Origin of the sequence: Parahalioglobus pacificus (genome assembly GCF_014652275.1) — a bacterium.
GTDB classification, from domain to species: domain Bacteria; phylum Pseudomonadota; class Gammaproteobacteria; order Pseudomonadales; family Halieaceae; genus Parahalioglobus; species Parahalioglobus pacificus.
Genome location: NZ_BMYM01000001.1, coordinates 1,351,479 through 1,375,483, shown reverse-complemented (window position 1 = coordinate 1,375,483; position 24,005 = coordinate 1,351,479). Strand labels below are relative to the sequence as shown.

Sequence of the window (24,005 nt, the reverse complement as noted above, 5' to 3'; positions counted from 1 at the left end):
GGCTTACTGAGAGACTTACCATCTAGCGAGGCGGAGAATATAGCGTTTATCTACATGTGTATAGCGTAAAAACTTCCTTGTTTGTTACTTCGATTTTCGGTGGTTGGATCAATGTCTTACTCCACTGAGAACCGGTTGTTCTCCGGAATTGAAACTGCTTTGGCTGGCACCTCAAGACGCTCGTCATCGCCGATCAGGTACTCCGTGCCAACGACAGTGCTGGGTAAGACGAAAAAAATCGATAACAAGTACCCCAGGGCCCAACCCCGATTGCGCTCCACGTGTTGCCCCAACCAAGTCGCAGATTTGACCGGGAGCGCCCATAACGGCGGAATGATCGCGAAAAGCAGCACCCCAAAGACGTTGTACAGCAAGTGGGCCAGAGCGATCTGCAGCGCAAAGATATGGTTTTCCCCCGTGATTGCCGTGGCCGCCAATAGGGCAGTGATGCAGGTGCCGATGTTGGCGCCCAGCGTAAAGGGATAGATCTGCTTGGTCGTCAATACACCGGCACCCGCCAACGGGACTACCAGGCTGGTTGTCGTTGAGGACGACTGTACCAGCACCGTGACCAGTGTGCCCGAGGCGATGCCGGTGACAGGTCCTCGACCAATAGCGGCGTCAACTATCGACTGGGCTTTCCCCGTCATCGAGCGGCGTAGAAATTTTCCGAGGTAGATGACAGACAGCATGATGCAGGCGATGCCGGCGCTGATGGCGATGCCACCGCTGGCGTAGCTAGGCAGTGAGCTCATAAGCTCCAGCAGGCCCGTCACCGGCGGGTTGGTCATTGAGCCAATAAGGTTAAATCCGGGAAGGCCGCTACCCGCATCATTGGATACTGCTGAGGCCAACAGCCCTGAGGCTTTTTCCAGCGGCTTGAACAGGATCTCGATCGGTAGGAACAACAGGATGCTGTAGAGATTGAAGAAGTCATGGACGGTGGCTGCCTGAAAAGAACGAGCAAAGTCTTTTCGCTGTCGCAGATTGCCCAGGCTGACTATGGTGTTGGTGATGGTCGTTCCCATGTTCGCACCCATGATCATGGGTATGGCGAACGATACAGGCACGCCGCCGGCAACCAGGCCCACGATCACTGAAGTGACTGTACTTGACGACTGAACCAGTGCCGTTGCAAGTGTGCCAAGGATGACGCCGTAGAGGGGATTGCTGGCAAAGGAGAAGATGGCGGCGGCACCGTCGGCGCCTCCCGAGACCAGTTTGAAACCGGCCCCAACCAGGCTGACAGCAACCAGCAGCAGATACACCAGTGCCACCGCACTGATCCATGTCAGTGCGGTGGAGAGGCTGTCGCTGTCCGTCGTGGATGTGGAGATACTGTCGTTGCTCATTCGGTGTCCCGTGCTGCTGCAGGCACCGGGGCGACGCTGCGATCAGTATCGACACCCTAGCGCCCGCATGTGACAAAACTGTGTCAGCCAGTTCCCAGCACGTTACCCGTTTTTTACGGATGTATCCCGCGAATACCTCGACTTTTCAGGGGAGAGGTCATCGGTAAGCTGGGTGTGACTATCCAGTGGAGAAAGACGATGAATATCAACGTTCAATCACGAAATATTGAGTTCTCGAGTACGACACGCAAACGTCTTGTTGCGCGGTTACTGAAGGGGTTGAAGCGATTTGAGGAGGAAATAACGGCCGTTGATCTGTACCTGAGTGACGTTAACGGCCCACGGGTCGGAAACGACAAGCGAGCTCAGTTGAGGGTGTCCTTACGCGAACTTCCGCCGGTCAGTGTGACCACGGAGCACAGTCATCTGTACGTTGCCGTTGATCGAAGTTCACGCCGCATGCGGCGTACTGTTCGTCGCCTGCTGACAAGGAAACGACGGGTTCAGAAGCGCAGTCTGGTGCACGCGCGCCATGCGGCATTTGCCTGAGTAGACCGGCGGTGCCGGCCTTCAATCGTATAGCCCCGCCCTGATGACGCGGGGCAAGTGACCGTCAGTCTTAGCCGATTACCGTGTTCAGTAGCCAGATGCTCGACACAACAACGCCCAGGCTGCCCATGGCGGTGCAGGACGCAAAGATCACAGAACCCAGAGGATCCTGCATAAACTCAGCCAACGATTTGGGCTGGTCAGTGCGGTTATTGCTCATCAGAGTGCTCCCAGTGAAAACTGCGCGCACTGTAGCGAGGCCTCACCTGAGAACTATCTGATTAAGCCGGTGCTTCGATTCGGTTATTTGGCATTGTGCGAGGCCGGGGGTTCGAGTCAGGCAGGCTCGGCCGCAGGTTTTGCCGACAGTGCATTGCGGATACGCTGGTGCTCCTCCTCGTCAATGGGGAAATTGAACATCAATGCGACGGCCGCGAGCTTGAAGAGGATGCTCGGTACGCCGTAAAGGATGGCCAGTGTACGCACGTCTTCCGGCGAGTTGCTGCCCGACGCATCGAAGCCCACCAGGTCCAGCAGAGGAAAGATCATACCCACGGCCAGCGCGAACGCCAGTTTGGAGGCACTTCCCCAGAGTGCGAAGAACAAGCCGGGTCTGTGTTTCCCGTTCTCGTGAGCATCCCATTCGATCAGGTCACCGTTGATGGCGCTGGGCAACGCCAAGTCGGCGCCTATCAAAAGCCCGGTAGCAACCACGATAGCGATGTACCAGCCCGAGTCGCCCACGCCAAGGAAGGGAACGCCGGCAAAGAACAGGCAGGCCAGGGTCACTGCGATAGACCAAGCCTGGTGTTTGCCTATTTTGCCGGCAGCCCACACCCAAAAGGGTACGGACACGGCGCTGCACAGGAAATACAGGAACAGCGCAGGACCCGCCAGCTCGGGCTGCTGCAGCACATGCGTAACGAACATGAGAAAGAGCGTGGCCGGTATGGCATTGGCGACACCGTTGAGCAGGAAAGCCAGCAACAGTCGACGAAACGGCGATGGTGACCGCAGCAGCGCCCAGGCTCCACGTACGTCGTTGCCCGCAGTTGCAGTGGCGCCCGAATCTGGCACTTTCGCTGCGGCCAGCGGCACGGTGACAAGCAGTGCGGCAGTCACCAGCAGTGCGATGTGATTCAGTGAGGACGCCAGCGTTTCGTCATTTCGGTTGTCGACCAGCAGCAGTGCGCTCATTGTGCCCAAGAGGCCGAAAACGACTCGGGTGCCAGCGACTCGGCTGCGTTGGTGATAGTTGGTCGATAGCTCGGCTCCCCAAGCTGTCATGGGCACAATGGCCATGGTGCCTGCGACATAAATGGCCATGGCCCAGAGCAACAAATAGCCGTTCTTGATCCCAACAGCGGGGTTGAACAACATCCAAACCGACAAGGCCACCAGGGGGGCGCTGACGACAACCCAGGCGCGGCGGCGGCCATACCGGGGCGGCGTTTTGTCGGACAAAAAACCGATGACTGGATCGGTGATCATGTCCCATAGTCGCGCGCCGAGCAGAATGGCGCCGACCGCGGTTAGGCTGATGCCCAATGCTTGCGCATAAAAGGTGGGTACCACCACTTGCAACGCAATGAATCCCGCCGCGAGCGGGAAGGCCAGTGATCCGTAAGCGCCAAGAAGCGCGAAGGACAGGGGCTTGTCAACGGTATCGCTTGGGGACGCCCCCATAAATTTGTACTCTAGGCTTCGGTAATTTAAAAGATGTACGCAACCGGGCAGGGTGTAGTTTGCAGCGATTTCCGCCCTTGACCATGACGTCGGCTCGGTGAAAAAGTACCTACCGGTTCTGTCGGCATTGCTGCCAATTCAGCCTCTTTGAAGGTGACTGTGATTTGCGTCGCCGTGAGCGGCTAGTTCACCAGCATCGCACGCACCACTTTACGCAGCAGTGCCTTTTGTCGCGCCACATTCTCAGCGCTGTTCAGGCTGCCATTGGCCATCATGTTGAAGGCCCGCTGGGAGAGAAAGTAGCCAGTAGTGAGATTGAAGATGGCGAGCACATTGATGGCCAGCGTTGCCTTGTCAGTGTCCGCTAGCGAGCCCAGCACTTTTAGACTGTCCACGCCCTGTTCAAACAGGGCGTGCAGCCAACGTTGCATAAGTCTGGTACCCGCGGATTCAGCATCGCCCTGTAGGGCCTGCTGGAATAAACCCGCCATCTCCGGGTGAGCCCACAGAAGGTCCGTCATTAACGCGGGTAGATCGGTATAATCCCGAATGTCGCCGGCCTGGCTCACTGAGTCGGCCATGGCGTTAGCGAGTGGGGTTAAAGCGCGATTGAGCACCGCCTCGTAGAGCGCTTCCTTGCCCGCAAAGTGATTGTAGATGCCCGGCTCCTTGATGTCCGCGGCGGTCGCGATCTGGCGCAGGCTGGTCGCGTCGTAGCCCTGACTGGCAAACAGGATTTGTGCTTCATCGAGAAGGCGCTGGGCTGTGCGCTGGCCTTTTGAAAGCGGTGCAGTGTCGGTCATGGTTTAAAAATTATCGTTCGATCGCTAAAAATTGTCCAATGATGAGTAAAACCCTGTTTATTCTTGCATCAATGGGGCTCTAAACTCATAAAAAATTAACGACCGATAATTAAATAGGAGGTGGCCATGAAATCCACGCAGGCGCTGGTCAGTGATGATGCCAGTTGGGTAAGTCGTAAATGTTGGTCCGATCCGGCGGTATATCAGCGTGAAAAGGCGGCAATATTCGGCCGCAACTGGCTATTTCTTGGCCATGAGTCACAGATTTCAGCCCCCGGCGACTTTGTTCAGGCTTACATGGGCGAGACGCCGATTATCCTCGCTAGGGACGAAGCCGGCGACATCACGGCCTGTGTGAATAGCTGCAGCCACCGGGGACTACCCGTCTGCCGTGCGGATCACGGCAACGCCCGGCGCTTCGTCTGTCCCTACCACAACTGGTCTTACACCGTGGGCGGAGATCTGGTCACCATCCCGCAGGAAAAGGCCCTGGCGCAGCAACCCGATAAGTCCTTGCTGGGCTTGAAACGTGTTCCCCGGGTGGAGAGCTGGCAGGGCATGATCTTTGGCTGTTTCGATCCGGATATCATGCCGCTGGATGCCTACCTTGGGGACATGCGCTTTTACCTGGATGCTTTTTTTGACCGCTTCCCCGGCGGTGTGGAATTCCTCGGCGCACCGCATCGCTGGTTGATCGATGCCAACTGGAAGTTGCCGGTTGAGAACCAGTTGGGCGATGTTAATCACGGGCCCTTCCTGCACAGCGCCATAATCCCGCGAGAGGCGCAAGATGCGATTGAGGCCCTGGGCTACAGCGTGGTGACCGAGCCAGGTCACGGGGCAACGCTTCGCCTCATGCCAGAGGATGCGGCCTTCGAAGAGGTGGCCTGGGGTATGGAAGGCATGGGCGGCATTCTGGGTGGCGAGGAGGTGCAACGCTACCTCAAGGAGGTGCAGGATGAGGCCGCTGCGCGAATAGGGCCTCTACGCGCGCGAATGAAAGGGCTGACCTACGGCATTTACCCGAACCTATCGTTTCTGTGGTCGAACACCGCGTTCAAGGTCTCGCACCCGCGTGGACCCAATCGCGTGGAGTACTGGTCATGGGCGGTTGTGCCCGCTGGTGCGCCGGAATCCGTGAAGCGAACCCTGCGCACCAATTACAGCTCTTTTTTCGGCCCCGGTGGATTGCTGGAACAAGAAGACAGCGAGGCCTGGTCACAGCAATACCGTGGCTGCGCCATCGACTATGCCGACGACAGGCCGTTGTACTACGGCCTTGGACTGGGGGAGGGTGGGCCGCACCCAGACCTGCCCGGTACAGTCAGCGTAACGGCGAACGAGCACTATGCCCGCGGATTTTTTTCGCGGTGGCGCGATGATATGGCGCGTCAGGAGGTTGGCGTATGAGTCTTTCGGTGGCGGTGACTGCAGACACGCAGCGGGCGGTGGAGCGCTTTTATGCCTACGAGGCGCGTCTGCTTGACGAGCGGCAGTATCAGCAGTGGCTCGCACTGCTGAGTGAGTCCATTAGCTATATTGTGCCCGCGAGGGTTAACGCCGCCGTTGATAATCGTCAGCGCGGGAATGAGTCAATGTTGGCGGTGGCTAACGAGTTGGAGCGCGCCGACGGCGAGGGCTGCCCGCTCAGGGAAGAATCCTATATTCATCTAATGCTGCGGGTGGAGCGCGCCTACAAGCCAAATTCCTGGTCAGAGAACCCGCCGGCGAGAACCCGACGACTGGTCGCAAATATCGAGGTTATGGAAGCGACAGAGGACAGCTTCACAATCTGGTCGCATTTCCATCTTCATTACGCGCGCCCGGGTAGTCGTTCATGTCTGTATAGCGGCCAGCGTAAGGATGTCATTGTCATCGCTGCGGATACCGATGCCGGGTTTAAGCTCGCAGGGCGCGAGGTGATTCTCGATTATGCTGATATCGAGTTGCCCACTGTCGGGCTTTTGTTCTGAGGCACAGTAAAAACTTGTGCGCGCCGGTTGCATTCGCCTGCCGCCCGTATCACTCTAACCGCGACATCAGAGGGTAATCGCGCGCAGAGAGGTAGGCGTTTTGCGAGGTTGGCAGAGAGCGACGGCGGTCATCGCCTTGGCCTGCGGTTGTGTTTCGAGTGCCGGGGCCACCTCATCGGCCCTGGGGAGCGAGCGACAGAAATATGATGATGCGGTGACCGCGATTCAGCGCGGGCAGACCTCGCAGTTCCAGCGTCTACGAAACGACCTCGACGACTACCCGCTGGCTATTTACCTTGATTACTACAATCTCACACGCGACCCGGGCCGGGTAAGGCCAAGCGACGCGCGCCAGTTTCTTGCAGCGGCCGAAGGGTCGCCGCTGCCCAATCGATTCAAATCGGCCTACCTTACACGCGCGGGTAAAGATCGGCGCTGGGCGGACTTTCTGGCGGTGAACCCGGATGAGCCCAATAGCATCGTACTCAAGTGCTACTACTTCCGCGCGGTGTTGGCGGGCGGTGATCCATTGGCCGCCTGGGAGGGTGCCGAGCGGCTCTGGGTGCACGGTAAGTCGCGACCCAAAGAGTGTGACCCCCTGTTCAGCGCCTGGCAGAAGGCGGGGGAGCTCTCCGATGAAGTGGTGTGGGCAAGGCTGCTGAAGGCCTTCGATGCGCGTGAGCGCAGCCTCATGAACTATGTTGCCCGGAAAGGCAGTCCGGCGCTTAAGCCCCGGTCCGACCGCTTGCTGGCTGTCTATCGTCGCCCCGCGGAGCTCGACAAGCAGCGTTTGCCTGCGGACCAACCTTACTCCACCGATATCGCAGCACACGGTCTGGTTTATCTCGCACGGTACAGTCCGGCCAAGGCACTGAATCAGTGGCGTCAGTTCAGCGCGACACTGCCGTTTACTGAGACGCAGTCGGAGGCCGTCGAGAGCGCCATCGTATTGCAGGGGCTGTTCGCCCGTGATGCCGCTGTGGAGCAATGGTTACCCAATGTATTGCCGCGGCTTAAGGACGATAAGCTGGTCGAGATTCGACTGCGCTGGTTGCTGGAAGAACAGGATTGGCCGCAGGTACTGGCAGCCCAGAGTTACCTGAGTGAGGAGGGGCTGAGTAAAGCTGGCTGGCGCTACTGGCGCGGCTACGCGCTTGAGAAAACCGGCAAAGGCGATGAGGGGCGAGCGATACTGGCCTCGGTGGCGCAGGAGCGCGATTACTACGGCTTCCTGGCCGCTGACCACCTTGGGAAACCTTACGACTTTAACCATGAATCCATGGTGCTGGATTCCGCACGCGCCCAGCCACTCAAGGCTCTGCCTGGCGTGCAGCGGGTTCGAGAACTCAACTACCACGACGAGGAGCAGTTGGCCTTCTCGGAATGGCACACCGTGCTGGGTGCCAGTGAACAGCCGCAGCGGCAGCAGCTGGCCTTGCTGGCCGCCGACGAGGGCTGGCACCGCATGGCAATCGACGCCGCTAGTCGGGCACAGGCCTGGGACTTGCTGGACCTGCGGTTTCCCATGCCCTATCGCGATACCTTCGAGCACTACGGTGTGGTGCAGCGCGTGCCGCACACGGAACTGATGGCCATTGCGCGTCGCGAAAGTGCATTTTTTGCAGAGGCCCGCTCCCCGGTGGGCGCTCGTGGCCTGATGCAGATCATGCCCGCCACGGGTAAGCAGGTAGCCAGTCAGTTGGGTCGGAAACACACCACGTCTGCGCTGTACGACGTTGAGCACAATGTGCGTCTTGGCAGTGCGTATTACCGGCAGCTGCTGGATCGCTTCGACGGTAATCGTATTTTTGCGCTGGCGGCCTACAACGCTGGCCCTCACCGCGTTGATCGTTGGCGGAGGAACACTGCCGGTAAACTCCCCGCAGAGATTTGGGTTGCCACAATTCCCTACAAGGAAACGCGCAACTATGTGCAGGCAGTGCTGTCGTACAACGTGGTATTTCAGTATCTGCAGGGGGAGGATAAGAGTATGCTCACCCCCGAAGAACGGCGGTTGGCTTACTGAGCCTCGCCGTCTGTGGACAGCACGCCAATAACTGGAATCACGCCTTGCAAGACACACGTCCTTTACTACTCGACACCGACTTTCCTTCCGTAACGCGAGGTAAGTTAGATACCCTACAGGTAAACCTTGGCTACCGCTGCAATCTGAGCTGCGTTCATTGTCATGTCAACGCGGGGCCCACGCGCACAGAGATGATGTCGCGCGAGACTATCGATCAGGTGCTCGCCGTAATCGATCAGGCCGGCGTGAAGACGCTGGATCTAACCGGCGGCGCACCTGAGCTCAATGAACATTTTCGCGATCTGGTCATGGAGGCCAGGGGCAGGGGAGTGCGTGTTATTGATCGCTGTAATCTCACCATCCTTTTCGAGCCTGGGCAGGAGTCGCTGGCGGAGTTTCTGGCGGCCCAAGGGGTAGAGATCGTTGCATCGCTGCCCTGTTACCTCGAGGACAATGTGGAGCAGCAGCGCGGTAAGGGTGTTTACAGTGACAGCGTGAAGGCACTGCGGCGGCTCAATGAGCTGGGCTACGGTCGCGATCCCCAGCGAGTGCTGAACCTCGTCTACAACCCCATTGGGCCAGTGCTGCCACCGCCGCAGCAGGGCCTGGAGGCAGACTATAAACGAGAACTGGGGGAGCGCTTCGGCATTGAATTCGATCAGCTCTTGACCATCACGAATATGCCTATCAGCCGCTTCGGCGCCGTGCTGCTGGCACAGGACAACTATCTGCCTTACATGCAGCTGCTGCGTGACAACTTCAGTGAGGCGAACCTCCAGACTGTCATGTGTCGCAACCTGGTGAGCGTGGACTGGCAGGGTTACCTCTTTGACTGCGACTTTAACCAGATGCTTGCCATGCCGCTGCTGGCCTCAGACCGGCGCCACCTCCGCGACCTTCTCATTGATGCGAATCTGGAGGGCGACGCCATAGCCACCGGAGAGCATTGCTACGGCTGCACTGCGGGCCAGGGGAGTAGCTGCGGGGGTGCACTGGACGGTTGATGTCTCCGGCAGTGTCAGTCACCTTTGTTGTTCCGGTGCTGAATGAGTCAGGTCGTATTCACGCCTTACTTGCACACCTTAAAGGGGCTTTCCCGGATGCGCGCCGCATCGTCGTGGATGGCCAGAGCACGGATGAAACCGTCAAAGCCGCGCTGGTGTTAGCTGATCAGGTTCTGGTGGGCGAGCCCGGGCGGGCTGCCCAGATGAACCTCGGTGCCGCCGGCGCTTTCTCCGATTACCTGTGTTTTCTGCACGCAGATACGGAGCCGCGCTTTGATCAAGCCTATCTTCTGCAGGCGTTGCAGGATCAACCTGAGTGGGGCTTCTTCCCGGTCGAACTCAGTGGGGCCTCCGGTATGTTGCGCGTGATCCAACAGGGCATTAACTGGCGCTCGCGTCTCACGGGGGTAGCCACTGGCGATCAGCTCATGTTTGTGCGCCGAGAGCTGTTTGAACAGCTGCGCGGGTTTGCTTCCATCCCGCTGATGGAAGACGTCGAATTGAGCAAACGCCTGCGCCGAGTGAGCAGGCCTAGGGTGATGACGCTGCCAGTGCGCACCTCATCCCGCCGCTGGCGCGAGCGTGGCGTCTGGCGCACCATGCTGCAAATGTGGTGGATGCGGCTGGCGTACGTATGCGGAGCCAGCCCGCGCTGGCTCTATCAGCACTATTACGGTCGTTAGACGCCGCATCCGAACGCTTATGTCCAAAGCACCAGCGCTGCTGATCCAGTTCGCTAAAGCACCGATCGCCGGCCGCGTAAAAACCCGCCTGATGCCTAGCTATTCCGCCGAGCAGGCTTGCGCAGTTCATACTGAGTTGCTGCTACATACGAACCACACCTTGTTGAGCGCCGAGTTAGGTCCCGTGGAACTCTGGGTGGCCGGTGAGGCTGCCTCGCCGGTATTCGACCGTTGCTTAAAAGCAGGTGTTTCTGATTTGCGCGACCAAGGGCGGGGTACGCTGGGCGATCGAATGGCCTTGGCGGTGAATGACGGGCTGGCCCGGGCTGACAAGGTGGTGTTGGTCGGCAGTGATTGCCCCTACATTGACGCAGATTACCTGCAATTGGCGCTAGATGCCCTGGATTCCGCAACGGTGGTATTCGGTGCTGCCGAAGACGGCGGGTATGTGCTGGTGGGCGCAAGCCAATTAGTCGATGCAGTGTTTGAGGATGTCAGCTGGGGCACTGACCGGGTACTAGCGCAGTCGCTACAACGGGCGGAATCGGCAGGGTTGACCGCGATTACGCTGCCGGCACTATCGGACATCGACAGGCCCGAGGATCTGGCCCGATGGAAGGCTCGGTGAAGCCATCCTCGGGCGCATGAGGGCCGGCAGGGTAGCGTCGGTTAATTACGCTCTGACGGCAGCGGTTGGCGTCTTTGTGGAATCGACAGTGCCGTTGGCGCGCTGGTGCATCAACCAGGCGATTGCTGTGCAATAACTGAGGTTGGTCTGCAATTCGCTGTCCGGATCGCTCAGGAAAGCACGCTGACTGGCCAGGCCTCGAACACGGCTGGCGATATCTGGCTTGAAGGCCAAATAGCGATCCCAGATATCCCGGTGTTGCGCTGCGGTTATATGGAAGAGGCCAAGTCCCTCGTTACGGGCTGAAAACAGCCCCAACTCGGGCGCGTTCACCGCGGCATCGAGCAATACACCCTCGATGGCAGGGGTCCATGCGCCAAGGTACTCCAACGTAGGTCGGATTACATGGTCTCTCAGGTGGTCTGCGGTAACGTACATAACCCACTCCCTAGTAGGATGACTCCGTCAGATACAGCCGTTCACTTTTATCGTTCTACTGCCAATGGTCTTGCTTATTATTGCTTAGTGGTGCGATTATTTTTTGATCAGTGAAAGTCTGCGCTTTCGCCGATGTTCCGCACTCACAGGCCTATTTCTAGCACAGAGAAAAATAAAGTCCAATAAAAATAGTGGCTTGAGGGCTTTTTATTAGAAAAATTGTGGGAATATTACGTAACTGTTGATTTAGCTAACCCAGATAGGGTGGTTCAAGGAGCGTCCACCCCTAGAAAAAAGACGTGAAAATGTAGCTATATCCCATAAAAATACGCTATCTGCGGTCAACCACCGGAAAGCTTCACAGTATAGCCGCGTTTTTCGAGCGCTTCTTTTAGAACCGCTCGTTGATCACCCTGAATTTCGATGCAACCGTCTTTGACAGCCCCACCGACACCGCAGCGCTGCTTCAGTACTTTGGCCAGTGCTTTCAGTTCGGCACCCGCCAGCGGAACACCTTCCACCACTGAGACGGCCTTGCCACCGCGACCTTTGGTTTCCCTGCGGATGCGCACAATGCCGTCGCCGAGGCTCGCTGGTGCTTGGTCCCCGCAGGCACACTGAGTGCTTGGCCGATGGCACTGTGGGCATAGCCGTCCGCCATCCGTGCTGTAGACGAGTCTGCTGGAGTTGGTGTCGCGCTTTGCCATTGTGATTTGGGTCCATTTGGCTGGGGGCCGTATAGTAGCCCGCCTGAACTTTACAAGCAGCCGGAGAATCCAGTGTCCAGCGATACCGATCAGGCCGTGGCCGACCTGCAGACCCAACTCGCCTTTCAGGAAGATACGCTCGCAGCGCTGAACGATGCTGTCACGACACAACAGCACGCCATCTTGCTATTGCAGGAGGAAGTGGCCTTGCTAAAGAGCCGACTCAGAGAGCAGGGCGAAGCATTGGCGCAGATGGGCGATGCGCCGGCAGATGAGCGTCCGCCACATTATTGAACCGCCAGGCTGACGCCCGTGTTGCGGGGCGCAGGTGATTCCACCACACTGCGTTTCGCCACAGTATTGCGTTAATTATCAGTAGGAGGCATTCATGTCCGAGAGCGCGCGTAAAGATACCCCGGAACAAGCCGAGTTCAGGCAGTACTGCCAGAATTGGCTGGCAAATAACCATCCTGGCGAGCCGCCGGTGCGCCTGTCCCTGTCGCCGTTGGAAATCATGACCAACGACCAGCTGGGCTATCTGCAGGCTTGGCAGAAAGCGGCCTATGATGCGGGGCTGGTTGGCTGTGATTACCCCGAGGCCGTTGGCGGGGGTGGTCGAGAGGATTGCCAGCGTGTGGCTAACGAGGAAATGCTGCGCGCAAAAACGCCGTATCTGCCCAATGTTATTGGCCTGGGCATGGCCGCTCCCACCGTCTTTTTCCACGGACAGGAAGCGCTTAAAGAACGCCTGCTGCCGCGATTGTTCTCGGGTGAGGATATCTGGTGCCAGGGATTCAGTGAGCCCGGTGCGGGTTCTGACCTTGCCAGCGTCCAGACTTTTGCGGAGAAGAAGGGTGATAAGTGGGTGATCAATGGTCACAAGGTATGGACCTCCCTCGCTCACTTTGCCGAGTGGATGATTATTCTGCTGCGCACCGACAAGTCCCATAAGTATGAGGGGCTGTCTTATTTCGTCGTGCCCATAAAGTCTGCACTGGGTAAAGGTGTCACTGTGCGGCCGCTGATTAAGATCACCGGTGAAACCGGTTTTAACGAAGTGATCTTTGAAAATCTGGAAATTGATGACAGTCATCGGCTGGATCAGTTGGGTAAAGGCTGGCAGGTTGCCATGACAACCCTGGCGCATGAGCGTGGCGCCGGACAAATGGTGACGCCGCGTTCCGGTGGGCTAAAAAGTAAGGCCACGCACGCGAGTAATAGCACCAACCTTATCGAGCTGGCACGCAACACCCCGCGCGGCGACAAAACCGCAGCGGACGATCCACTGGTGCGCGATGCCATGATGAAAAGTGTTATCCGGGAGTGGGGGCTGGCACAAAACCAGCGTCGCTCGCGGGTGCCTGCCTTGCAGGATCACCCCATGCGTCTGCCCTTGCAGAACAAATTGCTGGCCAGCGAGATCAGTCAGGACATTGCGTCGCTGGCGCTGGACATAGAAGGGCCAGCTTCCTCACTGTATTTGGGCGACCCGAATGCCCCTGATGGGGGGCAGTGGCCGATGGCGTACATGAACTCCTACGGAATGACGATTGCGGCTGGCACCAGCGAAGTGCAGCGCAACATTCTGGGCGAGCGCGTTCTCAACATGCCAAAGTCGAAGTAAGGAGCAGAACATGACACAACCCAATGACTACGGCTTTGGCGAAGAGGCGGCGTTGCTGAAAGAACAGGCCCGCAAGTTTTTTGCCGACACGCTACCTGTAGACGCGCTGCATGCGCTGGTTGCCGACGACCCGACACCCGACCGGCAGCCCTCAGGGGCCTGGCTGGAAGAAAGTTGGCAGGCGATGGTGGATCTTGGCTGGACGATGCTCAGCGTGCCAGAGGCCGCGGGCGGACTGGGCCTGCCTGTGGCAGCGGTTGCGGGGCTTGTAGAAGAGCAGGGCAAGGCAGCCTTCCCAAGCCCGCTGCTGTCCACGCTGTGCGCAGGCTACGTACTTGGGGCGGCACAGGCGCAAGCAGCTTTGGACGAAATCGTTGCCGGCACCATCGCAACGCTGGCTATTACCAATGCGCAAGGCTCATGGCAGGCGGGTGACAGCGATGTCACCTATGCCGATGGCAAGCTCAACGGCACTGCTTCCTATGTACAGGATGCGCGTCGTGCGCAGCGCTTCCTCGTAAGTGCCAACACTGGCGGCGGCATCGGTTTGTTCTGGATTGCCGCCGACACCGCAGGGGTGACTGTCGAAGCAGATGCGATTATTGATCTCACCCGTGATCAAGGTCGTCTTGTGCTACAGGACGTCGCGGCGACACCGGTCACTGACAACGGTTTGGCGGCGCTTAATCAGGCCATGCCGGCCGTATGGACCTTGCTCGCCGCCGATATGGTGGGTGCAGGCGAGTGGCAGTTGCAAACCACCGTGGACTACGTCACTCAGCGGCAACAATTCGACAAACCGCTGGGCTTTTTCCAGGCCGTTAAACACCCGCTGGTCGATGTGATGTTACAGATCGATGAGGCCAAGTCATTGGTCTACAACGCGGCCTGCGCTATCGACGCCGAGCCCGAGAAAGCGGCGCAGTTTGCGCATATGGCCAAGGCTTCTGCCAGTGGCATGGCGGGATACGCCAGTGGTCGTTCCGTGCAATGTCATGGTGGCATAGGGTTTACCTGGGAGTGTTATGTGCATTTGTACTTTAAGCGCCAGAAACACTCGCAGATGCTGTTTGGTGATGGCAGTTGGCACCGGGCCCGCCTGGCCGACATTCTCGTAGGAGCGGCCGCCTGATATGAACTGGAAGGCCGGGGCAGTTGTGCTGCTCGCGCTGCTATCGGGACTGTATGTTCTCTTTTCGATAGCCACTCGAACGCCGGCGCCGCCGGCCCATCAGGTATTCATCAACGGTAACGTCCTGACCATGGATGCCGACAACCGCGTGGTCGAAGCCATCGGCGTGCGCAGCGGTGTGATAGAGCAGGTTGGCGACACGCGGGAAATCATGGCCTCTGTGGGTGATACAACGGAGGTGGTGGACCTGCGTGGCAGGACACTTTTACCGGGCTTTATTGATGCTCATGGCCATTTTCCGGGTTCAGGATTGACGGTGATTGCTGCCGACTTGAACAGCCCGCCCATAGGCGATAAGCTGGACATGGCCGATGTGCTCGAAGCCCTGGCTGCGAAAGCGGCCACGACAGAGTCCGGTGAATGGGTGCAGGGCTTTGGCTATGATGACACCTTGCTGGCCGAAAAACGGCATCCAACGCGCGCCGAGTTAGATGCCATCAGTGCCGAGCATCCTGTTGTCGCCATGCACATTTCCGGGCACATGCTGGTAGCCAACAGTGTTGCGCTGGAGCGGGTAGGTATTTCTGCCGATACGCCGGACCCCGAGGGCGGGGTGATAGGCCGCCGCCCAAATTCTCAGGAACCTAACGGCTTACTCGAGGAAACTGCACGTCTGGGCGTGATGACACAGATGCAGGATATTCCGCTCACCGCGGTTTATTCCATGATGAAGGCCGCGGCCAACGACTACGCCGCCAAGGGTGTTACCACAGCCCAGTCGGGCGGAGTCAGCCCCGAACTGGGTCAGGGGCTCAGCTTTTTCAGCCGTATGGGCGTGATTCCACAGCGACTCATCCTGTTTGCCATGGAGCATGATTTCGGCGACGCGCTGCTTGACGGTAGTTTTGATGCAGACGATTACAACGCAGACCGAGTGGATATGCAGGCGGTCAAGATCGTTGCGGATGGTTCGATACAGGGATACACGGGCTACCTGAGCCAGCCATATTACGCCCCTTACAGGGGTGACTCCGACTACCGGGGCTATCCGGCTGTACCCCGAGAGGCCTTGTTTGAGCAGGTTGATGCCCTGCATGCGGCGGGCTACCAATTGGCTATTCATGGCAACGGAGATGCGTCTATCGACGATATCCTCGATGCGTTTGAGGCCGCGCAGCAGGCCAACCCTGCCGATGATCCCCGTATGATTCTGATTCACGCGCAAATGGCCCGTGAGGATCAACTCGCGCGCATGGTCGAATTGGGGGTGACCCCCAGCTTCTTCTCAGCGCATACCTTCTACTGGGGCGACAGGCACAGGGACATTTTTATGGGGCCGGAGCGCGCCGCGAACATGAGCCCCGCTCGCTCTGCACTGGATTACAAGCTGCGCTTTAGCTCGCACCTGGATACGCCGGTAACACCGATGCTGCCACTTCAGGCAGTCTGGAGTATGGTCAATCGTGTCAGTGGGAGTGGCGATGTCATCGGTCCCGAGCAACGCATAGGCGTTATGCAGGCTCTCCGGGCTGTCACCATCGATGCGGCCTGGCAAGTCTTCAAGGAAGACAGCTTGGGTTCATTAGAGCCCGGCAAGGCGGCCGATCTTGTGGTTTTGTCGGGCAATCCGCTGGATGACTCCATGGCAATTCGCGATTTGAAGGTCGAGCAGACGTTGGTGGGCGGTGTCACTATCTACCGCCGGCGCTAGCGCCACATTGAGTTCGAGGGCGCATAGCCGGGGGTGTCACCTCCCTTCGGGTGTGATGCACAAGCCCTAGTGCTATACACCCAAGGGTAAACACTATATAACTGTGGTTAGGCAGGGTAGGGAGAGATCGCTGCCGTATTGGCTGACCAGTGCACAGGGAGATGCACCTCGCAACCATGTACCGCTACAGTGTCGATAACGCCGTAACCTACACCTCTGAAGACCTGGTGCTCTTCAAAGAGTCGCCATTTGCCGCTTTCATGGAGCGCCTGACGCTGGAGAACCCCCAGCACGGTATTCCCCCGGATGCGGGCAGCCAGCCACCTCGCGATACCCGCATTCGTCAAGACGAGATTGCCGACACCCTGCAGGCCGAGGGTCGCAGTGTCGTGAATATTGATTGGGACGCCCCAGAGCCTGAACGCCGTGAGGCGACCCTGGATGCCATGCGCCGCGGGGTCGATTTTATTGTTAATGGCCAACTGGCGCTGGGATCGTTATCCGGCTCAGCCAATCTGTTGATGAGAACCAGCGGCTACTCGGAGCTCGGCGAGTTTCTTTACATCCCCTGTGATACCCAGTCCAAGACCACTGTGCAATCAGCCTTTCGATTGTGTTTTTTGGCGGACCTATTACATAGTTTGCAGGGCCAACTGCCCCCGCAAATGATGATCATCCGGGGTGGCTCGGATGTGGTACCGCTAAAAACAGACGATCACATCTACCATTACAGTGCGGTGAAGCAGCGGTTTATGAATGCCCAGCGTCACTTCCGTAAGCATCGTATGCCAGACCCCGCGGAGTCATCGCACTTCGGGCGGTGGGGCGATTGCGCCAACGAAGTCTTGCGCCAGCGTGCACTGTCACCCGATGCGCCCGTCGTTGAGGCCATCGCAAAACCCGTTCCCCAGCCCCAGCGCGCTGTGGGCGCAGGTGCGGCGGACGCCACGGCTTATGATGCACCGGGCATGGACCCGCAAGCGGCTCCCGAATTGGATAATGGACCTTTCAAAAAGGGGTTGCGCGTCAGCGGCACGTTGGCTGATCAGGCGCGGGCCTTGAGCACAGAGCCCCAGGTTGCCCCGGCTGATGTCTCGCGGCCGCCTGCAGCATTCCAGTCTGCCGTTACAAGTACAGTAACGGGCGAATCTTCATTCGCAACTGGCCATAGCGCGCAGGAACGGTCCAGAAAGGGGCCGTCGGAATCCCCCGGCGAAGAGAGCGTTCGGCGACGCCGCTTGGCGCAAGCGCGCATTAGAGCGGCCCGTGAGCAACAGGCCAGAGAAGAGCAGGCGAGAGAAAGAGTAGGCATAGAATCGCGAGCGAGAGAAGAGCGGGTCAGGCAGGCGCGTGTTTCGGACCCGTCGATTTATGCAGAGAATGGTAAGGTGGTCCCTGATACTGGCTCCACGGCGGCTGTATCCACGTCGGCTGTATCCACGTCGGCTGTATCCACGTCGGCACGTTCCACGGGGGCTCCCTCCAGAGCGGCTCCATCCAGAGCTGCGCAAGAGCAACTGTCCGCCGCGGCACTGGCCGCGCAGTCCGGTACTGGCCAGCGTGTAAAGGCATCAACGGAAGCATCCGAGTCTATGTCCGCGATGCCACAAGAGACCGCTATCCCCGCCTTGGACCAGGATGATTTGGATGCCTTGGACTGCGTAGCCACGCCAAATGCAGGCGCTGGGCGGCTCGCGCCTCAGCGAGGATCTTCCGCTAGCCGCGCAACGGCATCTGACGAAGCAGTTGGTGGTGATGCCGTGATGGACGATCTGGGTTTTGTGCAGGTCCACGGTCATGCGCAGCCGCAGCCGCATGTTGAGCGCCGTCAGGGCCCACCGGATGGCATTGAACGGCGTAGGCCGCCAAAGGCACCACCACCGGCGCTTGGTGGCGCGGAGTTGCCGCTAGAGGCCGCTGAGCCGGAAGCGGTGGATGACGAGGCAAAGATGGAACGTGCATTAGCCGTCGGTGCAACACCAGCGCCTCACCCTCTCGATACGCCCGGTTTCAATGTTCATAGCCGCTCTATTGTAGATAGGGATGAGGGTGGTCTGGCCCATGGCCCGGCAGGTAGCGCTGCACTCAGCGCTTCGTCTCCGGGCGGCAATTCGTCAGCCGCGAATGAGAAAACGGCACCCCTGGGTGATTCCAGGCTACCGCGTTTTGAGGGTTATCATGAGGCTCTGGCGGAGGAGCAACCGCGCCAGGGTCGCGCAGATACAGCCCGCCCGGACAGTGGCCTCATTACTAACCCCTCCGCGGCGTTAGACGATACCAACAAACCTTAACAGGCGGTTCACGCCTTCGGGGCTGACTTCGCAATAGGGCGCGTCGGCCTGATAAATACACCGGTTCCGGTTGCGGTGAGAACACCGTTGGCACTGACTGTGCCCGACACAATGGTCTTGCGACCCTCCACCGGCTCAATGGTTGCCTCCAGTGACAGGTCCACGTTCAGAGGTGTTGGCTTGTGGTACCGCACTTCCAGTGTTCCGGTCATGCCGGGGTTGCCCCCGGCCAACTGCGCCATACCCAGAAACTGATCGAGTATCGCCGCAATGAACCCCCCGTGAACATGATCGGGTGGCCCTTCATAGGCATAACCGCAGCGCACACTGCCAAAGGCTTTGTTGCCTTCTATCCACATGTTCAAGCCTGGCGATAAAGGGTTGCTCCAGCCACCCACGGCGTTTAACTCATGATTAATTTCGCCATGCCCGCCATGGTGTCCTGTTTCTACGAACTGGCGCAAGCCATAGAGGCGCGCTGCCGATGCTATCGCTTGGACATGCTGTTCGAGGCCATCGGCGAGCCTGTTTAGGTCTTCATCGTCTGGCGTGCTGGTTACCAGCGCATCTGTTAACGCACGCACTGCAGCTGCAACGCGGCGCTTGGCTTCCCAGTGCTTGGAGTAGGGCCCAGTCACTGCCTCGCTGGCGAAGGGGTCGAATACATCGCTCGTTAGGCCGTGTGAAAAGGGGCTAAAGCTGTCACTGGATTTCTTGTCACTCATAACCGTGTCATCGCAGGCTACTGAATGCCTGACGTACCTCGTTGATAAATGTATCCGGTTGCTCGAAGGCCGCGAAATGTCCTCCACGGTCCAACTCGTTCCAGTAGATCAGATTGGTAAATCGCTTCTCGGCCCAGCGGCGGCTGCTGCGAAAAATCTCTTTGGGGAAGAGTGAGCAACCCACCGGCATGTTGATGGGGTCGAGATTAGGCGCGTTGAAACTCTCCCAGTAGAGACGAGCTGAGCTGGCCGCAGCATTGTTCAGCCAGTAGATCATAACGTTGTCCAGCAACTCATCTTTGGTGAGCACGTGCTCAGGGTGGCGTACGCCGTTCTTCTCTGAATCTGTCCAGGCATAGAACTTCTCAACAATCCATGCCATCTGCCCAACTGGCGAGTCGGCCAGGCCATAACCCAGTGTTTGTGGACGCGTTGACTGTTGCTTGGAGTAACCGGAGTCCCAGCGGTTATAGAACTCCATGGCATCCAGTGCACCCTGCTCCTGCGCCGTTAGATCGTTGAAGGTGTCAGGGTCGGGCGCAACCACTGGCATGTTGATGTGAATGCCCGCGCAATGCGTTGTCTCAGTCACCCCCATACTCTGTGTGACCAGCGCGCCCCAATCGCCACCCTGTGCAACGTAGCGATCGTAGCCCAGTCGTGCCATCAGTTTTCCCCACATACGACCGACTGCCTGTGCAGTAGTGCCAGTGCTCACTGGTTTGCCGCTGAAGCCATAACCCGGCAGTGAGGGTGCGATGACGTGAAAAGCTTGGCTTTCATCGCCGCCATGTTGGGTGGGGTCTGTCAGCGCGTTGATGACTTTGTGAAACTCGAGCACTGAGCCAGGCCAGCCGTGAGTGATGATTACCGGCAGTGCATCCTCATGTTCACTTCGGCAATGCATGAAGTGGACGTCAACGCCGTCGATAGTCGTCATGTAATGTGGCCACTTGTTGAGCATGGTTTCGCAGCGCCGCCAATCGTACTGCTGCTCCCAATAGGTGGCGAGCTCTCGGGTGTAGGCCAACGGGATACCCTGATCCCAGCCATTGCAGGTTTCTGCGTCAGGCCACCGAGTCAGCGCAAGCCTTGTTTGTAAATCATCCAGCGCCTGTTGGGGTATATCGACAGTGAAGGGTGAGATGGCGTCGCTCATGCGTTGTCTCCGTGCACAGGAAGACTCGCACGCTAGCGAGGCTAATGATCGAATGCAACTGACCGCGCACCAAGGAAGCCGCTTGGTTTAAGTCACCGCCACGCAGAGGTTCCCTGCTGCCTTAGGCGGCTGTTTCGCAGTGCGCGCCGATATCAAACTCGGCGAGAAAGGTTCTTAGTTGATCGCGCTGTTCGGCGGCTTCGCGCTTTGAGGGCACAAGGTAGGGCGTGCGTGGCTCGCGATCTAGGAACAGTTGGCCAGAGGCCTCTCCGGCTTCTGTGGCTGCTGCTAACCACACGATAGTGTCTGCGCCTTCCTCTGGGCTACGCAATATACGCCGTGTGATTCTGTGAAAGCCAGGTAGGGCAGATTCGACGCCAGGGGTGTCAGCCCAGCCGGGGTGCATGGCATTCACCACAATGCCATCGTCTTCCCAGGCCTGCGCCCATTCCTCGGTAATGACCATCAAAGCGCGTTTTGCGCGTGCATAGGCCACGCTGCCGGAGTAACCCTGTGCCGGCATAATCAGTGACTCCACCTCCAGCGCCTGACTGTACATTCCGCCGGAGACAACATTGATGACGCGACCCTGCTCAGCTTTGGCCAGCAGCGGTTTTAGCCCAAGTGTCAGGCGATAGGGGCTGAGCAGTAGCAATGCGAAACTTTGTTCAAGGCCCTCATCAGTCAATTGCCGTGGGTTGAACAGGGCGCCTGCGTTGTTGATCAGCACATCAATGGCTTCACCGCGGTCCGATAGCCTACTCACCAATGCATCCACGTCCGACATCAGGCTCAGGTCGGCAATTTCAATATGCACATTGCTGTTGCCGCTGGCGTCGACGATCTCCTGCTTGAGTGTCTCGGCCAGTGCTTGCTTGCGAATCACCAGGGTCAGGCGGGCGCCCATTTCCGCCAGCCGGTGAGCGCTCGCGAGGCCCAATCCTGCATTCGCGCCGGTAATGACAATGTGCTTGTCGCCCAGCCACGCTGAAATGGGATTCCAGCGTTTGCGCCCGCGGGTGTAGCCCGCACGACTGAACATCGCTAAACCGGGGAACAGAAGCTTGTCTGCCGTTGCTGTGCCGCTACTGGCAGCAGGTGCCGGGAAATCGTCGTTGAGTGCTTGCTCCAGACCGGCAACCGCTTTTCGACCCATACGTTCCATGCCGGTCTTTGCCGCACTTGCCATGGGTTTCAGTGCCGACGAAAAGCTGAAGTCTGCCTGGTATTCAATGCGGGTAGTGCCAGCTTCCTCATCCAGGGCTATAAGATCAACGACTTCGAAGAGGCCACATTTTCCGGTTAACTCAATCAGGGTGTTAGGTTCCAGTCGCGTAACCGTGTAACGAATACGTACCGAACCTATGGGCAGTTTGCAGTCGATATCGAACTCGGTGCCCACACGCACCGGACCCGGTGTCAGTTTCTCACCCGCATAGGCGGTCGCGTCCCACTCCCTTGTGTTTCGAAAGTCGGCGATGTACGCAAAGGCCTCTTGGATAGGGCGCTTCACTGCAATCGATTCGCGCAGCTGAATCATGATGGTGTCCATTAAAGGGTCTGTTTTAAATACGTCGCGAGGTTCATCGCAGTTCACAGCTCTCACCGCGCACTTTGGCGAAATTGACCTATACTTGACGGACATCCAAGGTGGCCGGTCAAGGAAGCAGTCCGGGTTGAGGGGAATGGTTGGCGTTTCGGCCGGTCTCTACTACACTCAAATGGAATGCTGAAGAAAGTGCGGGAGAGCACTCACGGCAAAAAACTCTGGGGAGACGTTCATTCGTATGCCAATGGCACTTGGCACTCGCACAATCAAGGCACTCGAGTTCTGCAGCTACGCTGCGGGCGCAGCCCTGTTTGGCTTTTTTGCCGTTCAATTGGCCCAGGGTGAAGTAGAGCGCCAAAGTGGTATCTCCCAGTTCCACAACTTCGCCCAAGCGACACAGACCGATGCAGCTGTGGGAGACGCCACACCTGCCGGAGATCACCCCGCATTCGCCATCGGCGATAGCACGCCCGACACGGCCTTGTGGGCGCCCGGGCGAATCGCAGATTATCAGGCCAGTTTAAAGGCCGACTTGCCGCCGGTGATTGGTGTGCTGGAACTGCCCAGCGTGGGGTTGTCTGTTCCGCTATACCCGACTGATTCCGAACTCGCCATGGATCGTGGTGCCGGCATCATTGATGGCATGGCCTACCCGCATGAGGGCGGTAATATCGGTATTGCAGGGCATCGCGATGGCTACTTCCGGGTTCTCAAGGATGTGAAGGTGGGCGACGCGCTTACCTTGGAGACCCTCGAAGGCCCCAAACAGTTTCGTATCGACAACATCCGCGTTGTTGAAATCGAAGACACCGATGTTTTGGAAGATACTGACGACCAGACTGTCACGCTGGTCACCTGTTATCCGTTTTACTTCGTCGGGCACGCGCCGCAGCGGTATATCGTTACTGCGTCACTCGACACCACGAATGTCAATCAACAATAAAGGAGGAATTGACATGAAAAAGAAGATGGTAGTAGCAATGGGTATGGCGCTGGCCCTGTCAACAGGTTCGGTGATGGCTCAGAATGCAGCAACCGCTGACATGGCTGCGGACACATCCCCCACCTGCGCTGACCTGAACTGGTCTGCCGAGGTGCTGGCGATGAATCCGGATATCGCTGAAAGCTGCCAGGGTGTTTTCGAGAAGGATGGCAGTCTGTACGCGAAGGTCACTATTGAAGTGGTTCGCGTTCGCGGTAACCGTATGACGTTCCGCCCCATGCACACCGATGGCACAAAGGGCGACAGCCGCGGCGTGTCACTTGCCAATGATTGGCGTGCGGAGATCGGTGGCCGTCAGTACCGCGCAAGCGATCTGATGCGTGGTCAGCAGCTGAACGTCTACCTGCCGGAAGACCGTTTCGCACTGGCAATAGCCGATGCAGATGGTCCGGACGAAGCTGACATCATGATGATCGAGGAAGAAGTGGTTGAAATGCCAACTACTGCGAGCCCGCTGTTCCTGTTTGGACTGGCTGGTGGTGCCTTCCTGGCTCTTGGTGGTCTGCTGACAGGTCTGCGTCGTCGTCTGAGCTAAGACGCTTACGACATACCAAAGGGGCTTCGGCCCCTTTTTTTATGGGCGCCTATTCGTCTATCCAGACTTTGCGCAGGGGCTCGCCAAAATCGTCGTAGATCGTTTTGCGTCTAGGTCGGGGCAGGCGGCTGCGTTTCCGTTGCGGCGTGCGTTTCAGTAGTGCCTTGCGCCGTTCTTCAATGGCGGCAACGACCTCGGGAACGAAAGTGCGCTTGGCAGGGGGTTCCAGAAACAAGCGTTTTGATGCGCCATTTCCCGGCGCCAGGGCATCCTCGGCGCCCAGACCGCGGGGTACGTTCTCAACCTCGCCGCCGCCGCGCAAAAACCGTTCAGTCTCGCGCTCTAGCTGGGAGCGTATGTCTTCCTTGCTGGTGGGCTTCTTCACGAATCTGCGGTGTCGGTTGATTGCAACAGGACGAGTATACCC

The 24,005-nt window shown here is 58.3% G+C and carries 24 protein-coding genes; 14 read left to right on the top strand and 10 right to left on the bottom strand.

The window, feature by feature from the left end; genetic code table 11:
• Positions 1 to 116: 116 nt before the first annotated feature.
• On the bottom strand, positions 117 to 1,352 hold the full coding sequence (locus IE089_RS06365; protein WP_189476376.1) for a Na/Pi symporter: 1,236 nt from the start codon (positions 1,350 to 1,352) through the stop codon (positions 117 to 119).
• Between the two features lie 198 nt (positions 1,353 to 1,550).
• Between IE089_RS06365 and IE089_RS06360 the strand changes: the two genes are divergently transcribed.
• Positions 1,551 to 1,901, top strand: a complete 351-nt coding sequence (locus IE089_RS06360) for an HPF/RaiA family ribosome-associated protein (protein ID WP_189476372.1) — start codon at positions 1,551 to 1,553, stop codon at positions 1,899 to 1,901.
• A 70-nt stretch (positions 1,902 to 1,971) separates the two neighbouring features.
• Here IE089_RS06360 and IE089_RS06355 read toward each other — a convergent pair whose 3' ends face one another.
• The 3 genes from IE089_RS06355 to IE089_RS06345 all read right to left on the bottom strand — a co-directional run bounded on the left by IE089_RS06355 (position 1,972) and on the right by IE089_RS06345 (position 4,390).
• Complete coding sequence (locus tag IE089_RS06355) at positions 1,972 to 2,121, bottom strand: hypothetical protein (protein ID WP_189476369.1); 150 nt, start codon at positions 2,119 to 2,121, stop codon at positions 1,972 to 1,974.
• A 116-nt stretch (positions 2,122 to 2,237) separates the two neighbouring features.
• Entirely contained in the window at positions 2,238 to 3,587 is a 1,350-nt protein-coding gene (locus IE089_RS06350; RefSeq protein ID WP_189476366.1) for an MFS transporter, read from the bottom strand.
• Positions 3,588 to 3,769: 182 nt separating this feature from the next.
• The gene (locus IE089_RS06345; protein WP_189476363.1) at positions 3,770 to 4,390 is read right to left on the bottom strand and encodes a TetR/AcrR family transcriptional regulator; all 621 of its coding nucleotides are present in this window, start codon (positions 4,388 to 4,390) and stop codon (positions 3,770 to 3,772) included.
• Positions 4,391 to 4,516: 126 nt separating this feature from the next.
• On the opposite strand from IE089_RS06345, the gene IE089_RS06340 reads away from it, so the two are divergent.
• The 6 genes from IE089_RS06340 to IE089_RS06315 all read left to right on the top strand — a co-directional run bounded on the left by IE089_RS06340 (position 4,517) and on the right by IE089_RS06315 (position 10,704).
• Positions 4,517 to 5,800: an aromatic ring-hydroxylating oxygenase subunit alpha gene (locus IE089_RS06340; protein WP_189476358.1), complete on the top strand. Its 1,284-nt coding sequence runs from the start codon at positions 4,517 to 4,519 to the stop codon at positions 5,798 to 5,800.
• Positions 5,797 to 6,363 carry an aromatic-ring-hydroxylating dioxygenase subunit beta gene (locus IE089_RS06335; protein ID WP_189476355.1) on the top strand — a complete coding sequence of 189 codons (567 nt, stop codon included), beginning with the start codon at positions 5,797 to 5,799 and terminating at the stop codon, positions 6,361 to 6,363. The genes IE089_RS06340 and IE089_RS06335 overlap by 4 nt, the downstream gene beginning before the upstream one ends.
• Positions 6,364 to 6,577: 214 nt before the next feature.
• On the top strand, positions 6,578 to 8,389 hold the full coding sequence (locus IE089_RS06330; protein WP_189476352.1) for a transglycosylase SLT domain-containing protein: 1,812 nt from the start codon (positions 6,578 to 6,580) through the stop codon (positions 8,387 to 8,389).
• A 44-nt stretch (positions 8,390 to 8,433) separates the two neighbouring features.
• The gene (arsS, locus tag IE089_RS06325) at positions 8,434 to 9,393 is read left to right on the top strand and encodes an arsenosugar biosynthesis radical SAM (seleno)protein ArsS (protein WP_189476350.1); all 960 of its coding nucleotides are present in this window, start codon (positions 8,434 to 8,436) and stop codon (positions 9,391 to 9,393) included.
• Positions 9,393 to 10,076: a TIGR04283 family arsenosugar biosynthesis glycosyltransferase gene (locus tag IE089_RS06320; protein ID WP_189476347.1), complete on the top strand. Its 684-nt coding sequence runs from the start codon at positions 9,393 to 9,395 to the stop codon at positions 10,074 to 10,076. The genes arsS and IE089_RS06320 overlap by 1 nt, the downstream gene beginning before the upstream one ends.
• A 19-nt stretch (positions 10,077 to 10,095) precedes the next feature.
• The gene (locus IE089_RS06315) at positions 10,096 to 10,704 is read left to right on the top strand and encodes a TIGR04282 family arsenosugar biosynthesis glycosyltransferase (protein WP_189476344.1); all 609 of its coding nucleotides are present in this window, start codon (positions 10,096 to 10,098) and stop codon (positions 10,702 to 10,704) included.
• Positions 10,705 to 10,749: 45 nt separating this feature from the next.
• On the opposite strand, the gene IE089_RS06310 is transcribed toward IE089_RS06315, so the two are convergent.
• Both IE089_RS06310 and IE089_RS06305 read right to left on the bottom strand, forming a co-directional pair.
• On the bottom strand, positions 10,750 to 11,142 hold the full coding sequence (locus tag IE089_RS06310; protein ID WP_189476341.1) for a hypothetical protein: 393 nt from the start codon (positions 11,140 to 11,142) through the stop codon (positions 10,750 to 10,752).
• A 341-nt stretch (positions 11,143 to 11,483) separates the two neighbouring features.
• Complete coding sequence (locus tag IE089_RS06305) at positions 11,484 to 11,849, bottom strand: translation initiation factor Sui1 (protein WP_189476337.1); 366 nt, start codon at positions 11,847 to 11,849, stop codon at positions 11,484 to 11,486.
• Positions 11,850 to 11,921: 72 nt separating this feature from the next.
• Here IE089_RS06305 and IE089_RS06300 point away from each other — a divergent pair, with 72 nt between their 5' ends.
• The 5 genes from IE089_RS06300 to IE089_RS06280 all read left to right on the top strand — a co-directional run bounded on the left by IE089_RS06300 (position 11,922) and on the right by IE089_RS06280 (position 18,607).
• Complete coding sequence (locus IE089_RS06300; RefSeq protein ID WP_189476334.1) at positions 11,922 to 12,143, top strand: SlyX family protein; 222 nt, start codon at positions 11,922 to 11,924, stop codon at positions 12,141 to 12,143.
• A 94-nt stretch (positions 12,144 to 12,237) separates the two neighbouring features.
• Positions 12,238 to 13,473 (top strand): acyl-CoA dehydrogenase family protein, encoded by a 1,236-nt coding sequence (locus IE089_RS06295; protein ID WP_189476331.1) that lies wholly within the window; start codon positions 12,238 to 12,240, stop codon positions 13,471 to 13,473.
• Positions 13,474 to 13,483: 10 nt separating this feature from the next.
• Entirely contained in the window at positions 13,484 to 14,605 is a 1,122-nt protein-coding gene (locus tag IE089_RS06290; RefSeq protein WP_189476328.1) for an acyl-CoA dehydrogenase family protein, read from the top strand.
• 1 nt (position 14,606) lies between these two features.
• Positions 14,607 to 16,316 (top strand): amidohydrolase, encoded by a 1,710-nt coding sequence (locus tag IE089_RS06285; protein ID WP_189476325.1) that lies wholly within the window; start codon positions 14,607 to 14,609, stop codon positions 16,314 to 16,316.
• A 176-nt stretch (positions 16,317 to 16,492) separates the two neighbouring features.
• Positions 16,493 to 18,607: a hypothetical protein gene (locus IE089_RS06280; RefSeq protein WP_189476322.1), complete on the top strand. Its 2,115-nt coding sequence runs from the start codon at positions 16,493 to 16,495 to the stop codon at positions 18,605 to 18,607.
• Between the two features lie 8 nt (positions 18,608 to 18,615).
• On the opposite strand, the gene IE089_RS06275 is transcribed toward IE089_RS06280, so the two are convergent.
• The 3 genes from IE089_RS06275 to IE089_RS06265 form a co-directional block, all read right to left on the bottom strand.
• Positions 18,616 to 19,332: a PaaI family thioesterase gene (locus IE089_RS06275; RefSeq protein ID WP_229802604.1), complete on the bottom strand. Its 717-nt coding sequence runs from the start codon at positions 19,330 to 19,332 to the stop codon at positions 18,616 to 18,618.
• A gap of 7 nt (positions 19,333 to 19,339) precedes the next feature.
• A complete protein-coding gene (locus tag IE089_RS06270; RefSeq protein WP_189476320.1) occupies positions 19,340 to 20,491 on the bottom strand; it encodes an epoxide hydrolase family protein in 1,152 nt (383 codons plus the stop codon).
• Between the two features lie 121 nt (positions 20,492 to 20,612).
• The gene (locus IE089_RS06265) at positions 20,613 to 22,031 is read right to left on the bottom strand and encodes an SDR family NAD(P)-dependent oxidoreductase (protein ID WP_189476317.1); all 1,419 of its coding nucleotides are present in this window, start codon (positions 22,029 to 22,031) and stop codon (positions 20,613 to 20,615) included.
• Positions 22,032 to 22,278: 247 nt separating this feature from the next.
• Between IE089_RS06265 and IE089_RS06260 the strand changes: the two genes are divergently transcribed.
• Positions 22,279 to 22,983 (top strand): class D sortase, encoded by a 705-nt coding sequence (locus tag IE089_RS06260; RefSeq protein WP_189476314.1) that lies wholly within the window; start codon positions 22,279 to 22,281, stop codon positions 22,981 to 22,983.
• A gap of 13 nt (positions 22,984 to 22,996) precedes the next feature.
• A complete protein-coding gene (locus tag IE089_RS06255) occupies positions 22,997 to 23,578 on the top strand; it encodes a hypothetical protein (protein ID WP_189476311.1) in 582 nt (193 codons plus the stop codon).
• Positions 23,579 to 23,627: 49 nt separating this feature from the next.
• On the opposite strand, the gene IE089_RS06250 is transcribed toward IE089_RS06255, so the two are convergent.
• Positions 23,628 to 23,963 (bottom strand): hypothetical protein, encoded by a 336-nt coding sequence (locus IE089_RS06250; RefSeq protein WP_189476308.1) that lies wholly within the window; start codon positions 23,961 to 23,963, stop codon positions 23,628 to 23,630.
• Between the last annotated feature and the right edge of the window lie 42 nt (positions 23,964 to 24,005).

Bases quoted from the DNA above. Each gene is read 5' to 3' on its own strand.
- IE089_RS06345 (WP_189476363.1), bottom strand. From the start codon at position 4,390: ATGACCGACACTGCACCGCTTTCAAAAGGCCAGCGCACAGCCCAGCGC.
- IE089_RS06305 (WP_189476337.1), bottom strand. From the start codon at position 11,849: ATGGCAAAGCGCGACACCAACTCCAGCAGACTCGTCTACAGCACGGAT.
- IE089_RS06265 (WP_189476317.1), bottom strand. From the start codon at position 22,031: ATGATTCAGCTGCGCGAATCGATTGCAGTGAAGCGCCCTATCCAAGAG.
- IE089_RS06295 (WP_189476331.1), top strand. From the start codon at position 12,238: ATGTCCGAGAGCGCGCGTAAAGATACCCCGGAACAAGCCGAGTTCAGG.
- IE089_RS06355 (WP_189476369.1), bottom strand. From the start codon at position 2,121: ATGAGCAATAACCGCACTGACCAGCCCAAATCGTTGGCTGAGTTTATG.
- IE089_RS06335 (WP_189476355.1), top strand. From the start codon at position 5,797: ATGAGTCTTTCGGTGGCGGTGACTGCAGACACGCAGCGGGCGGTGGAG.
- IE089_RS06315 (WP_189476344.1), top strand. From the start codon at position 10,096: ATGTCCAAAGCACCAGCGCTGCTGATCCAGTTCGCTAAAGCACCGATC.
- IE089_RS06260 (WP_189476314.1), top strand. From the start codon at position 22,279: ATGCCAATGGCACTTGGCACTCGCACAATCAAGGCACTCGAGTTCTGC.
- IE089_RS06280 (WP_189476322.1), top strand. From the start codon at position 16,493: ATGTACCGCTACAGTGTCGATAACGCCGTAACCTACACCTCTGAAGAC.
- IE089_RS06310 (WP_189476341.1), bottom strand. From the start codon at position 11,142: ATGTACGTTACCGCAGACCACCTGAGAGACCATGTAATCCGACCTACG.
- IE089_RS06275 (WP_229802604.1), bottom strand. From the start codon at position 19,332: ATGAGTGACAAGAAATCCAGTGACAGCTTTAGCCCCTTTTCACACGGC.
- IE089_RS06350 (WP_189476366.1), bottom strand. From the start codon at position 3,587: ATGGGGGCGTCCCCAAGCGATACCGTTGACAAGCCCCTGTCCTTCGCG.
- IE089_RS06365 (WP_189476376.1), bottom strand. From the start codon at position 1,352: ATGAGCAACGACAGTATCTCCACATCCACGACGGACAGCGACAGCCTC.
- IE089_RS06340 (WP_189476358.1), top strand. From the start codon at position 4,517: ATGAAATCCACGCAGGCGCTGGTCAGTGATGATGCCAGTTGGGTAAGT.
- IE089_RS06255 (WP_189476311.1), top strand. From the start codon at position 22,997: ATGAAAAAGAAGATGGTAGTAGCAATGGGTATGGCGCTGGCCCTGTCA.
- IE089_RS06285 (WP_189476325.1), top strand. From the start codon at position 14,607: ATGAACTGGAAGGCCGGGGCAGTTGTGCTGCTCGCGCTGCTATCGGGA.
- IE089_RS06320 (WP_189476347.1), top strand. From the start codon at position 9,393: ATGTCTCCGGCAGTGTCAGTCACCTTTGTTGTTCCGGTGCTGAATGAG.
- IE089_RS06290 (WP_189476328.1), top strand. From the start codon at position 13,484: ATGACACAACCCAATGACTACGGCTTTGGCGAAGAGGCGGCGTTGCTG.
- IE089_RS06360 (WP_189476372.1), top strand. From the start codon at position 1,551: ATGAATATCAACGTTCAATCACGAAATATTGAGTTCTCGAGTACGACA.
- IE089_RS06270 (WP_189476320.1), bottom strand. From the start codon at position 20,491: ATGAGCGACGCCATCTCACCCTTCACTGTCGATATACCCCAACAGGCG.